A 12,530-nucleotide genomic window follows, 5' to 3' on the forward strand; every position below is an offset into this window, starting at 1 on the left:
TTAATAGGTTTCAAATAGCTAACAGGCCTTAATTCCTTACTGGGTATTTGCCCAATTAAGGTTTTACAAAACAATTTAAGTGAATGCGGCAGATTATCAACTTTATATTAAGATATAAAAATTTCTTGCTCTATCTTTTCCTGTTGATTATATCTTTGGCGCTTACCGTACAATCCCATTCCTATCACCGTTCCAAATACTTTAATTCCTCGAACTGGCTAACAGGAAATATCTATGAGACCACGAGCAATATAACCACCTATTTTGGTCTAGGTGAGGAAAATAAAAAATTAGTAGAGGAAAATAAACGATTGCGGAACCTTCTTTTTAACCAAAAAAAGGAAGATTCCATGCAATTGGACACGACCAATATTACTTACAGGGTATTAGCTTCCCAAGTAATCAAGAACAGTTATAGCCTGCCTAGAAACTATATTACGATCAAGAAAGGAAGTGCAGATGGTATAAAACCCGATATGGGAGTTATAACTGCCAATGGGATCCTTGGAATAGTAGAAAATACATCCAAAAATTTTGCAACGGTACAGAGTATTCTGAATACCAAATCCAGGATCAACGCAAAAATCAAGAACACCAACCATTACGGTTCATTGGTTTGGGACACAAAGGACTATAACACCGTACAACTGGCCGACGTTGAAAGATTGGTACCTATAAAAATTGGTGACACCATAGTTACGGGTGCCAGTTCCAGCATCTTTCCTGAAAATATTCCTATAGGGATCATCAAGAATTTTGATCTGAACAATTCCCAAAGCTCATATAGTATAGACATTAAGCTCTTTAACAACATGGCCGCAGTTAGGAGCATTTACATCATAGAAAACGTACAACGGGAGGAAATAATAGAATTAGAAGCCAAGACCAATAATGATTCGCAATAGCTACTTTATTAACATAATTAGATTTGTACTATTAATTTTGGTGCAGGTATTGGTTTTTAATAAGCTCAATTTTTTTGGATATATAAATCCAATGGTGTATATTTTATTTCTCTATTGGTATCCCATTAAGGAAAAAAGACAATTGTTTCTACTGTTAAGTTTTCTCCTTGGTTTCTTAATAGATTTATTTTCGGACACCGTTGCCATTCATGCAGCAGCCACCGTTACCATTGCCTATTTAAGACCAACCATAATGCGCTTTTGCTTTGGGGTGAATTATGAATTTCAAAATTTTAAACTAACCAACACCACTAGGGCACAACAAATTACATTTTTAACGTTATTAATTATAATACACCATTTAGTTTTCTTTACCCTAGAAATTTTCAGTTTTGAAAATACACTGTTAATTTTGCAGAAAGTTTTAACTATCAGTATAGCCACCTTAATACTGTGCTTATTATTAAGTTCCCTTTTTAGTGTAAAAAAAGAATGAGAAAAATCCTATTATCCTCCATTATATTATTGGTCGGAATAACATTTATCGGCAGATTGTCCTATCTACAGATATTTAGTTTTTCCCCGAATCAAATATTGGAAGATCCGGCTATAAAAGCAGTTTATGATTATCCGGAAAGGGGTTATATATATGATAGAAATGGGGAACTTCTGGTAGCAAACCAACCTGCCTATGACGTTATGGTTATTCCAAGGGAGGTAAAACCATTGGACACCCTTGAATTTTGCAACCTATTGGGAATTGACAAAGAAAGGTTTGTGTCCCAACTAAAGAAAGCCAGGGTCTATTCCCCTAGACTTCCCTCTGTTTTGGTACCTCAGCTATCCAAAGAGGACTACGGAAGGCTTCAGGAAAAAATGCGCAGATTTGAAGGTTTCTATATTCAAAAAAGATCACTCCGATACTACGATACCAACAGTGGCGCCAACGTTTTGGGATACATCAGCGAAGTTAACGAATGGGATCTAGAAAGAAACCCATCCTACGCTGCGGGAGAATTAAAGGGAACTACCGGTATTGAAAAAGAATACGAGACCATTCTAAGAGGTCGAAAAGGCGTAAAACATATCCAAAAAGACCGATTTAACAGGGATATTGGCCCATATAAGTCTGGATCCTTGGACACTCTTCCAGAACAGGGGAAACAAATAACCGTCACCATAGATAAAATTCTTCAGGAATACGGGGAAAAGTTGATGACTGGAAAACATGGGGGAATAGTAGCTTTAGAACCGGCCTCCGGTGAGATATTGGCCTTAATTTCCGGTCCAACCTATGACCCAGCCCTATTAGTGGGTAGGGAAAGATCAAGGAATTACAGCAAATTACATTATGATACCATTTCAAAGCCCACCTTTGACCGTTCCATCTTGGCCTCTCAATCCCCTGGATCGCCATTTAAGACCATAAACGCCCTTGTTGCACTTCAAGAAGGTGCCATTACGCCCGAAACTACTTTTCATTGCTACAACGGTTTCTATGTTGGCAAAAGGAAAAGAGGCTGCCATTGCGGAGGAGGGACACGAAATTTAAATTCTGGTATATACCTATCCTGCAATGCCTATTTTGCTGGGGTTTTTCGCAAAATATATGACCAATTTCCAACTTCTGCAGAAGGTATGGATGCATGGGAAAAACATGTAAAAAGTTTTGGTCTAGGAACTTTTTTGGGATATGACCTACCCACTGGAAGACCGGGACGAATACCCAACAAGGAATATTACAACCGAATTTATGGGGAAAACAGATGGTCCTCATCTACCATAATATCCAATTCCATAGGCCAGGGAGAAGTAGAGGTTACCCCTATTCAACTGGCCAACATGACCGCTGCCATTGCCAACAGAGGACATTACTTTACACCACATGTACTTAAAAAAATTGGAGCTGATGATATCAGTATCCCGGAATTCACTGAAGCCAAACATACCACTATTGATAAAAAATATTTTGAACCGGTTGTACAGGGAATGGCCGAAGTATACAAAAAAGGTACGGCTGCAAGGCTTCAAATAGAGGGAATTGAAATTGCCGGTAAAACAGGAACGGTAGAAAACTTCACAAGAATCAATGGGGAACGTACCCAACTCACGGACAACTCTGTTTTTGTTGCCTTTGCACCCGTGGACAATCCAAAAATAGCCATTGCCGTGTACATTGAGAACGGATACTTTGGATCACGTTTTGCCGGTCACATTGCCTCCCTAATGATTGAAAAATATTTAAAAGGCGAAATAACCCGGGTCGACTTGGAAAAAAGAATGCTAGAAAAAACATTGGAAGCAGAATATGCCAAGCCTTATAGCGGAGAACCCTTTAAAATAAATGAGCGTGTCTGGTAAAAGTGTCCTTAAGCGCCTGGATTGGTTTAGCGTTCTAATTTACATTTCCCTAGTTTTTATCGGTTGGATAAATATTTATTCCAGCACCTTTACAGACGACAACCCGTCCATATTCAATTTTTCCTCATTACATGGAAAACAATTATTTTTTATAGGAACAAGTGCCGTATCCATTATTATTATCCTGGCTCTGGAAGCCAATTTCTACGAACGATTTTCCAGTCTGTTTTACATTATATCCATAGTATTGCTCTTGGGTCTTTTTATATTTGGCAAGACCATTGCTGGGGCGACCTCTTGGTACGACCTCGGTTTTTTTAACCTACAACCCTCAGAATTTGCCAAAGTTGCCACCGCACTTGCCCTGGCAAAATATTTAAGTGATATACAGACAGATATAAAGCGGCAGAAGGACCAAATGATTGCCATTTTAATTATATTGATTCCCGCATTCCTGATCATTCCCCAGCCAGATCCAGGAAGTGCCCTAGTCTTCTTTGCCTTAATCTTTGTAATTTTTAGGGAAGGTCTTCCCCTATACTATCTTGGAATAGGGTTTATGGTAATTCTAATATTTATTTTAACCTTGATGTTCGGTACTATTTGGGTAGGCATAATCCTTGGGCTATTATTGGCCTTGTTCCTCTTGTTAAAAAAGCCTTCTTTCAAGGTACCTATAATACCGGTTATCCTGATTTATGTGGCTATTGTTCTATTCTCCCTTTCGGTCAATTTTGTTTTTAATTCCGTTTTTGAACAAAGGCATAGGGATCGTTTCAGTCTTTGGCTTCGATTGGAAAAGGACCCCAAGAAATTGGAAGAGATCCGTAAGGACATAGGCTACAATACCTATCAATCTGAAAAAGCCATTGAATCGGGCGGATTATCCGGTAAAGGATTTTTGGAAGGAACACGCACCAAAGGCGATTTTGTCCCCGAACAACATACAGATTACATATTTAGCACCGTTGGCGAGGAATGGGGATTTATGGGTACCGCTACAGTTGTCATTCTTTTTACCACCTTGCTATTACGGCTGGTCTACTTATCCGAGCGCCAAAAAAACGACTTTAGCCGTATGTACGGTTATGGGGTCATCTCCATATTGTTTGTACATTATTTCATAAATATAGGTATGGTTACAGGAGTTCTGCCCACCATTGGAATACCACTGCCCTTTTTTAGTTATGGAGGTTCAGGTTTATTGTTTTTTACGGCATTATTGTTCATTTTCCTTAAATTGGATGCCAATAGACTAAATGAACTGACTTAAAATTTCCAACCGCCAGTACTTATGTTGGCTTCCAAAAAATCTTCTTGATTATCTGGCAAATTAGGAAAGAAATCGATTCCCGTCATTTTTTCAAGGGAATCCACAGGGACCACGAATTGATTTAATTTTCTGGTATCTTCCTTGTTGGGAAAAAGAAATCCTATAATCTTTAGATTATCCCCCTGCCCTTTAGCCACGATTTTATAAAAGTATTTTGGAACGGCCACATCCTCCTCGCCTATACTAGGCAAGCCTCCTTCCAAAACTCCCGCAGTGACAACAAATAATGGTCCGTCCTTTCTGGCCCAATATCTAATCTGTTGCTCCAACCTATTCCAGACTCCTGCGTTAAAAACCCTATCCTGTGGAGTAATATTGCTTGTATAAAAAGTTTCATTATAGGCGTTTTTAGAGAATCTACGATCCCCTGCCGGACACAAATGGCCCCTATCATATCCAGAACCTTTATAGTTCCTCCAATCTGCCGATTTACTGCTCACCATAGGATCCTCAATAAAAAGTGGTCTTTTCCTATCATCATTGGTTAAATGGGATTTCTCCAAAACATAGGCCACCCACTCTGCCTGTTCATAAGCTTCGTTATAGGATAGGGCAAAATGGGCGTGCTGCACTATTTCACCAGTGGTGGAACTAGGCCATAACCATTGAGGAATTTCTGTCCTTCGCCCCTCCCCTTCAGGTAAGGAATAAGAGGCAGGAGTATAAAAATTCTCGAATATCCAAAATAGGACCACACAAACCAACAACAGGGTAGTATAAATTATCCTATTTTTCCTATATTTATTCATAGTGTAAATATAGATTAAAACTACCATTTGGGAATTTCCTTAGGTGTAAGTATTGGTCTTTTTGTACGACCAATTTCTAGTACAAAAATGTTGATGGCAAAATCTTTTTTAACACTCCCTATGCCGCCAAAGACATATATTTTATACAATACCGATTACTACATAAATAATAAAAAAGAAAGGAAAATATACATGCTGACTTGGAAAGATATTATTAATTACAGTGTTAAGGGAAACCCACTACCCGATAAAAGAGTGGAAAAAACAGAAGAGGAATGGCGAGAACTACTAACTCCCGAACAATTTAGGATTACAAGAAACAAGGGTACCGAAGCACCACATAGCGGTGCGCTATGTAGTAGCCATGAGGCGGGGAAATACAGTTGTATATGTTGCGAAACCCCCTTATTCGATTCGACCATAAAATTTAATTCGGGCACCGGCTGGCCAAGTTTTACACAGCCCATAAATGAAAACGCCATTAAGTACCACAAGGACACTTCTTTTGGTATGGTAAGGGTAGAAGTAATGTGCAATACCTGTGATGCCCATTTGGGACATGTGTTTCCGGACGGACCAGAACCCAGTGGCTTGCGTTATTGTATTAATTCAGAATCTATGAAAATAGTTAAAGAAAGGGTATCAGATGAGCAGTAAAAAAATAGAAACAGCTACCGTAGGAGGTGGATGCTTTTGGTGTGTAGAAGCCATTTTCCAAGAAGTCAATGGTGTACAAAAGGTAATTTCAGGATATACTGGTGGAAATGCTCCGGGCAAGCCAACTTATAGGGAGGTTTGTTCCGGTCTAACAGGACATGCGGAAGTGGTACAAATAACATATGACGCCAATATCATCTCCTATGAGGACATTTTGGTCATTTTTATGACCACCCATGACCCTACCACCTTAAATAGACAGGGAGCAGATGTAGGTACACAATATCGATCTGTAGTATACTATCACAATGACACCCAAAAAGAAATTGCCGGGTTGGTCCTTAAGGAAGTTGCACCATATTACGAGCAAGCCATTGTTACGGAAATAAGTCCTTTGGAAACCTTTTATGAAGCAGAGGAATATCACCAGGATTATTATAGAAACAATCAGTCTCAAGGCTACTGCAGCGCCGTTATTTCCCCAAAACTAAGCAAGCTGAGGAAAATGCATGCAGATAAAATTAAAAAAACAAAAGTTTAGGAAAACCTAACTCTTGTAATTGGCTGGTTTGGGAATAATTACAAGGGCATCCTACAAAGCAGATAACTTAAGGCTTATATTTAATTTTGGCATATTCCGTATTTATCCGAAACAAGTGGTAATAAAAACCAATTCCGACTTATTTGGAAATATAGCCCATCAAACTTTACAGGGAGTAAATAATTCGCAACAACATAAATACATTTAATTTGACAGTACAGCACGAAAAAGATAACAGTAGATTTACCATGGCTATTAATGGCGAAATTGCCATAGTGGAATACCAGTTGAGGGATGATAAAATGTATTTGACCTATTCGGAGGTACCTATAAAACTTAGGGGAAAAGGATATGGTAAGGAACTAGTGGAAGGCACCTTTGAACAATTGACAAAAGAGGGGTATAAGGCGGTTGCCGTGTGCTCCTACATAAAGGCTGTTGCCAGGAGAAGTGAAAAATGGAACTCGATAATTGAATAAACACCCTATGAACCTCAATATTAAGGACACCTTTAATACTGAACTCCCCGCCGACCCTGTCCATGAAAATACCAGAAGACAGGTCATGCAGGCGTGTTTCTCTTTTGTTGCACCAAAATCAACCTCAAAACCGAGCATAATCCATACCTCGAATGAATTGGCCAAGGATCTGGGGCTAACTGAAGACGATCTCAAGTCCGAGGAGTTCAAAAATATTTTTAGTGGAAACTCGGTACTACCGGGCACCAATCCCTATGCCATGTGCTACGGAGGTCACCAATTTGGTAACTGGGCAGGACAACTGGGAGATGGCCGTGCCATTAATTTATTTGAAGTTACCCACAATAATAAAAAATGGGCGCTACAACTTAAGGGTGCCGGGGAAACTCCCTATTCCAGAACTGCCGATGGACTGGCGGTATTGCGTTCCTCTATCAGGGAATACTTGTGCAGTGAAGCCATGTACCACTTGAGAGTGCCTACTACCAGAGCTCTTTCCCTAGCGCTCACAGGAGACCAGGTACTAAGGGATGTGCTGTACAATGGCAACCCTGAATACGAAAAGGGAGCCGTGGTGTGCAGGGTGGCACCCACTTTTTTACGCTTTGGAAATTTTGAAATTTTTTCTGCAAGACAGGATAAAAAAAATTTAAAAACACTCTCGGATTATACTATAAAGCATTTCTTTCCCCATATAAAAGAAGGTACAAAGGAAGCTTATCTACAATTTTTCAGGGAGGTCACAAACAATACCCTTGATATGATCATACACTGGCAACGGGTAGGCTTTGTACACGGGGTAATGAATACCGATAATATGTCCATTCTTGGTCTCACTATAGATTACGGCCCCTATGGATGGCTTGAGGGTTACGAAGAAGGTTGGACCCCCAATACCACAGACCGACAGTATAAACGCTATAGATATGGGAATCAAATAAACATTGGCCTTTGGAATCTTTATCAATTGGCAAATGCCCTCTTCCCTTTAATAGAAGATACCAAAGCGCTTGAAGACATATTAATGGAATACCGTAATAATTATTCCACAAAATATCTCTCGATGATGAAATCTAAAATTGGTCTTTTCAAATCCGACGAAAATGACTCAGAGCTTTTGGGCAGATTGGAAGACAACTTACAATTGACCGAAACGGACATGACCATATTTTTTAGAAATATAAGCCGCATTCCCAAGGATAGTCCTACAAATGAAGACTTTTTGGATCCAGTAATGGATGCATTTTACGCAGGAGAAGAAGTGAAGGGAGATATCCTGGAAAAATGGAAGTTATGGTTTACCGATTATAAAAATAGATTGCAAAAAGAAAGTATAAGCGACAGGCAGAGAGCGGAAAAAATGAACGATGTAAACCCAAAATATGTTCTGAGAAATTACATGGCACAATTGGCCATAGATGATGCAGATAAAGGGGGTTACTCCTTATTGGATGAATTTTTTCAATTATTAAAAAATCCGTATCAAGAACAAACGCAGGCTGAAAAATGGTTTGCGAAGAGACCGGAATGGGCCAGGCACAAAGTAGGTTGTTCCATGCTCTCCTGTAGTTCATAGACCAGGAGCACCATTAACTCAAAGGCAAATGCTATTAGAAAAAATAAAAGGAATCCCATTGGGTTACTCTAGCGCGCTATTCCTTGGCAAAAAATATGCCCTTACCCGAACCGATTTTAATGAAGGAAGGAGCACCAAAGTATATGCAGAGGAACTGGGCGGCAAGGATTTCATCAGTTTTAACTTTTATATTTCGAAAAAGGGGGAGAAATTAAAACCTTGTGAAATGCCGGCCGAAAAAGTGATCGATTTTTTATACAATTACCACTTATTGCAATCAGAATAACAATAGGGTAATTCATAAAAAAACCTGCTCATAGAGCAGGTTTTAATTTATTATGATTATATACCATTAACCTTTTACACTGGCCAATTTAGAATTCTTTATGTTACTCAATTTAAGATCCTGCAATACATTAACAGCTTCCTCAACATAAACATCCTTGGCCAAATCCTTATGCCAACGGTTACGCTTTTCCCTTAATACGGAATCTTGGACAAACAACTCTTTTTCATATTGTAAAGATTCAAAGGTTAGGTGCGAATCGTAATCCGAAATGGTTTTAAAATACTTGGCCTTTTCCTTATCCAATTCCAATCCCTTCTTATATTCATCATATTTCAAAGAAACAACAGTTTCATCCTGCGCTTTTTTGATCCATTGCGCATTTTCCTCAATCAACTTTATTTGATTGTTCTGGTCCATTCTTTTAGTGCTGTTGGCAATAGTGGACTCATAGTCAATATAACCATCCCAAGGAGTGTACTCCGCAGGGGAAATCTTATCCCAGGTCAAAGGATTTTCCTGATCCCTTTCCCCTAGATCTATATAACTATAGCGATCTGGAACAACAACATCGCTCTTAACCCCTTCCAATTGGGTAGATCCCCCGTTTATTCTGTAGAATTTTTGGGTAGTAAGTTTTATAGCTCCAAGATCTCCGTGCTCATTACCTCTTACAATATTCTCCAAGGGGATTACATTTTGAACCGTTCCCTTACCGAAGGTTTGTTTGCTACCGATAACCACTCCTCTTTTATAATCTTGAATGGCCGCTGCCAAAATTTCGGATGCAGAAGCCGATAATTCATTTACCAAAATCACCAAAGGTCCATCCCATTGAATACGTTCGTCCTTATCATTATACACTTCCGGTTTTTTATCGGTTGACCTTACCTGTACAATTGGCCCGTCCTTAATAAATAACCCAGCCATTTCAACAACTGTTTTAAGGGATCCGCCACCATTATCACGTAGGTCCAGGATTAGTCCCTCGGCTCCGGCCTGTTTTAATCTTTCCACTTCTTGGGCCACGTCCGTTGCGGCGTTTCTTTCATTATAATCCTCAAAATCCACATAAAACTTGGGTAGATTGATAAGTCCATATTTTTGGTTGCCCTTTATTATGGCCGCAGATTTGGCATAGGACTCTTCCAATTCCACCACATCACGGGTAAGGGAGATTACCACTAGGGAACCGTCCACTTTTCTAACCGTCAAATCCACGATAGTACCTTTGGGGCCTTTTATAAACTTAATGGCATCATCCAAACGCATGCCCACAATATCCACCGGTGCTTCCCCATTTTGACCAACTTTTAGTATCTCATCACCAACTTCCAATTGCTGATCTCTCCATACAGGTCCGCCAGATATAATTTCGACTATTTTGGTCTGATCTTTTTTCTTTTGAAGTCGGGCACCAATACCTTCAAATTTACCAGACATACTAGTATCAAATTTTTCTTTGTCGTCCGGAGCAAAATAGAAGGTGTGTGGGTCAAATACTTCAACTATGGTATTTAGATATTGTACAAACCAATCCTTGCGCTCCAAGTCATCCACAAAATCGAAATAATCATCCAAGGTATTTTTGGTAGATTCCCTTGCAGCCTTTTCAGCCTGGGCTGGAGTTAATGGTCCGTCAGCACTGTTTTCCTCTTCAAAAACCACAGGCTCATCCCCGTCAGTTCCCGCCTTGGCAGTTTCCTTGTTCAAATTCAATTTGGAATCGTAAGTACCCAAAGTGGCATATTTTAACTGCTTTCTCCAACGCTCTTTCAAATCTTTGCGAGAGTCCACATATCCTTGGCCATCGTAATTAATTTCAATGTTTTCGTCTACCGAGTAATCAAAAGGTTCATCCAAAACCTCTTTATAAATTTCTTTGGCGTCCCCCATTCGTTTCAATAGGCGCTCGTAAACCATGTCGAAAAAAGTTATATCGGTATTCTTTATCTGATCATCCAACTGAAACTTAAATTTTTCAAATTCCTGAATGTCGCTTTCCAAGAAATATCTTTTAGTGGGATCCAAAATATCCAAAAAGCCTTCAAAAACATTAACGGAAAAATCATCATCAATATCTTTTGGCTGGTAATGGCCGCGTTCCAATACATAGGTAATAAGGTCCAACAACAATTTGTCCTTGTCATCTGTTTCAAATGATTTGTTGGTAAAACTGCATGAAGCTACCGCAACAAGCATTACAATCAATGCGTAGGCTAAATTTCTTTTCATCTAATTTTTTTTATTGTTTTCCACATTTGGAGCAATTTTGCAAACAGAAACAACCCCTCCATTTTCTAATTTTACAATCATCTAAAATTAATCAAACCACGTCTGCAATCCAAGTTTTGCCTTTTAAAAGTGGTTCAATATGCCAATTACTCTAAGATAACGAAAAAATCGTGCCATATTATACCGATATGCCATTAATCTTTTGTTAATATCTCAAATGCCTAGGACACTGACAAAGGTTGGAAGTATATTGTCTTTTCCATAAATTCAATGTAAAATTTCAGTACATACCCTTCTTAATACAAAAAGCGATAATAGATTAAAAACGTATTTTTGCAGCATAAATTATATACCATGGCGAAACCTTTGATCCTTGTCACCAATGACGACGGAATTACAGCTCCCGGCCTAAGGGCGTTGATTCGATTTATGATGGAATTGGGGGAGGTAGTCGTAGTGGCTCCAGACAGCCCACAATCTGGAATGGGGCACGCCATAACCATAGACAACACCCTATATATAAAAAAGATTAAAGTAGATTTGGAAAACGGTGCAAATGAAGAATACAGTTGTAGCGGAACTCCGGCCGACTGTGTTAAACTTGGCCTACAGGAACTTTTGGGTAGAAAACCCGATCTATGTGTAAGCGGTATAAACCATGGATCAAATTCCTCTATCAATGTTATTTACTCCGGTACTATGAGTGCCGCTATTGAAGCTGGCATTGAAGGTATACCGGCCATTGGTTTTTCCCTGTGTGATTATTCCTGGAACGCCAACTTTGAGGCCAGCAAGGAGGCCATTCAAAAAATAGTCCGGGAGGCCTTAAGAAATGGTATTCCCAATGGAGTTGTGCTCAACGTTAATATTCCCAAAACCGACAATAAGGCACCCAAGGGTATAAAAATTTGCAGGCAGGCCCGAGCCAACTGGAAAGAGAAATTTGACAAAAGAACCAACCCTAGTGGAAAGGAATATTACTGGCTTACCGGCGAGTTTGAACTATTGGACAAGGGAGAGGATACGGACGAATACGCTCTATCCCAAGATTATGTATCAGTTGTCCCCACGCAATTTGACCTAACGGCACACCATGCCATTCAACATATTAACAATTGGAAACTAAATGATTAAAAAAGAAATATTAATAGGATTAATAGTTGGTCTTATTGCCAATACCATTGGAACTTTATTGTATATATTGATCTTCTCGGACTTCGGCATTGTGGAAACCTACCAGGCCGCAGTTCAACAGGAACATATAGGCAGTTTATTGGCGCTAGGGGCCATTTTAAACTTGGTTGCCTTTTTTGGTTTTTTAAAAATTCGTAGGGACTATAGGGCAAGGGGTGTTATGATCGCCACCCTTTTGACCGCTATGCTAATATTGTATTATAAAGTTTTTTAG

Annotated in this window: 13 protein-coding genes; 11 read left to right on the top strand and 2 right to left on the bottom strand. The window is 39.3% G+C overall.

Annotated features, from left to right (window positions below):
* Positions 1-83: 83 nt before the first annotated feature.
* The 4 genes from mreC to rodA are packed head-to-tail and all read left to right on the top strand — an operon-like array spanning position 84 to position 4,539.
* The gene (gene mreC, locus LV92_RS18155; RefSeq protein ID WP_111625018.1) at positions 84-905 is read left to right on the top strand and encodes a rod shape-determining protein MreC; all 822 of its coding nucleotides are present in this window, start codon (positions 84-86) and stop codon (positions 903-905) included.
* Entirely contained in the window at positions 892-1,401 is a 510-nt protein-coding gene (gene mreD, locus LV92_RS18160) for a rod shape-determining protein MreD (RefSeq protein ID WP_111625019.1), read from the top strand. The genes mreC and mreD overlap by 14 nt, the downstream gene beginning before the upstream one ends.
* Entirely contained in the window at positions 1,398-3,266 is a 1,869-nt protein-coding gene (locus tag LV92_RS18165; RefSeq protein WP_111625020.1) for a peptidoglycan D,D-transpeptidase FtsI family protein, read from the top strand. The genes mreD and LV92_RS18165 overlap by 4 nt, the downstream gene beginning before the upstream one ends.
* Positions 3,256-4,539 carry a rod shape-determining protein RodA gene (gene rodA / locus LV92_RS18170; protein WP_111625087.1) on the top strand — a complete coding sequence of 428 codons (1,284 nt, stop codon included), beginning with the start codon at positions 3,256-3,258 and terminating at the stop codon, positions 4,537-4,539. Before LV92_RS18165 ends, rodA begins: the two co-directional genes overlap by 11 nt.
* On the opposite strand, the gene LV92_RS18175 is transcribed toward rodA, so the two are convergent.
* Positions 4,536-5,348 carry a DNA/RNA non-specific endonuclease gene (locus LV92_RS18175; protein ID WP_111625021.1) on the bottom strand — a complete coding sequence of 271 codons (813 nt, stop codon included), beginning with the start codon at positions 5,346-5,348 and terminating at the stop codon, positions 4,536-4,538. The genes rodA and LV92_RS18175 overlap by 4 nt on opposite strands.
* Before the next feature lie 192 nt (positions 5,349-5,540).
* Here LV92_RS18175 and msrB point away from each other — a divergent pair, with 192 nt between their 5' ends.
* The 5 genes from msrB to LV92_RS18205 all read left to right on the top strand — a co-directional run bounded on the left by msrB (position 5,541) and on the right by LV92_RS18205 (position 8,887).
* Positions 5,541-6,005, top strand: a complete 465-nt coding sequence (gene msrB, locus LV92_RS18180; protein WP_111625088.1) for a peptide-methionine (R)-S-oxide reductase MsrB — start codon at positions 5,541-5,543, stop codon at positions 6,003-6,005.
* The gene (gene msrA, locus LV92_RS18185; RefSeq protein ID WP_111625022.1) at positions 5,995-6,546 is read left to right on the top strand and encodes a peptide-methionine (S)-S-oxide reductase MsrA; all 552 of its coding nucleotides are present in this window, start codon (positions 5,995-5,997) and stop codon (positions 6,544-6,546) included. The genes msrB and msrA overlap by 11 nt, the downstream gene beginning before the upstream one ends.
* A 209-nt stretch (positions 6,547-6,755) precedes the next feature.
* On the top strand, positions 6,756-7,025 hold the full coding sequence (locus LV92_RS18195) for a GNAT family N-acetyltransferase (RefSeq protein ID WP_111625024.1): 270 nt from the start codon (positions 6,756-6,758) through the stop codon (positions 7,023-7,025).
* 7 nt (positions 7,026-7,032) lie between these two features.
* Positions 7,033-8,601: a protein adenylyltransferase SelO gene (locus tag LV92_RS18200; RefSeq protein WP_111625025.1), complete on the top strand. Its 1,569-nt coding sequence runs from the start codon at positions 7,033-7,035 to the stop codon at positions 8,599-8,601.
* Positions 8,602-8,629: 28 nt separating this feature from the next.
* Entirely contained in the window at positions 8,630-8,887 is a 258-nt protein-coding gene (locus LV92_RS18205) for a peptide methionine sulfoxide reductase (protein WP_111625026.1), read from the top strand.
* Positions 8,888-8,953: 66 nt separating this feature from the next.
* Here LV92_RS18205 and LV92_RS18210 read toward each other — a convergent pair whose 3' ends face one another.
* On the bottom strand, positions 8,954-11,122 hold the full coding sequence (locus tag LV92_RS18210) for a carboxy terminal-processing peptidase (RefSeq protein ID WP_111625027.1): 2,169 nt from the start codon (positions 11,120-11,122) through the stop codon (positions 8,954-8,956).
* A 354-nt stretch (positions 11,123-11,476) separates the two neighbouring features.
* On the opposite strand from LV92_RS18210, the gene surE reads away from it, so the two are divergent.
* Both surE and LV92_RS18220 read left to right on the top strand, forming a co-directional pair.
* The gene (gene surE, locus LV92_RS18215; protein ID WP_111625028.1) at positions 11,477-12,256 is read left to right on the top strand and encodes a 5'/3'-nucleotidase SurE; all 780 of its coding nucleotides are present in this window, start codon (positions 11,477-11,479) and stop codon (positions 12,254-12,256) included.
* Complete coding sequence (locus LV92_RS18220) at positions 12,249-12,530, top strand: hypothetical protein (protein ID WP_111625029.1); 282 nt, start codon at positions 12,249-12,251, stop codon at positions 12,528-12,530. Before surE ends, LV92_RS18220 begins: the two co-directional genes overlap by 8 nt.

It is taken from the genome of Arenibacter echinorum, from assembly GCF_003259375.1.
GTDB classification, from domain to species: Bacteria; Bacteroidota; Bacteroidia; order Flavobacteriales; family Flavobacteriaceae; genus Arenibacter; species Arenibacter echinorum.

Coding starts and splice junctions, on each gene's coding strand:
- LV92_RS18210 (WP_111625027.1), bottom strand. CDS start 11,122: ATGAAAAGAAATTTAGCCTACGCATTGATTGTAATGCTTGTTGCGGTA.
- msrB (WP_111625088.1), top strand. CDS start 5,541: ATGCTGACTTGGAAAGATATTATTAATTACAGTGTTAAGGGAAACCCA.
- LV92_RS18205 (WP_111625026.1), top strand. CDS start 8,630: ATGCTATTAGAAAAAATAAAAGGAATCCCATTGGGTTACTCTAGCGCG.
- LV92_RS18220 (WP_111625029.1), top strand. CDS start 12,249: ATGATTAAAAAAGAAATATTAATAGGATTAATAGTTGGTCTTATTGCC.
- mreD (WP_111625019.1), top strand. CDS start 892: ATGATTCGCAATAGCTACTTTATTAACATAATTAGATTTGTACTATTA.
- surE (WP_111625028.1), top strand. CDS start 11,477: ATGGCGAAACCTTTGATCCTTGTCACCAATGACGACGGAATTACAGCT.
- msrA (WP_111625022.1), top strand. CDS start 5,995: ATGAGCAGTAAAAAAATAGAAACAGCTACCGTAGGAGGTGGATGCTTT.
- mreC (WP_111625018.1), top strand. CDS start 84: ATGCGGCAGATTATCAACTTTATATTAAGATATAAAAATTTCTTGCTC.
- LV92_RS18165 (WP_111625020.1), top strand. CDS start 1,398: ATGAGAAAAATCCTATTATCCTCCATTATATTATTGGTCGGAATAACA.
- LV92_RS18200 (WP_111625025.1), top strand. CDS start 7,033: ATGAACCTCAATATTAAGGACACCTTTAATACTGAACTCCCCGCCGAC.
- LV92_RS18175 (WP_111625021.1), bottom strand. CDS start 5,348: ATGAATAAATATAGGAAAAATAGGATAATTTATACTACCCTGTTGTTG.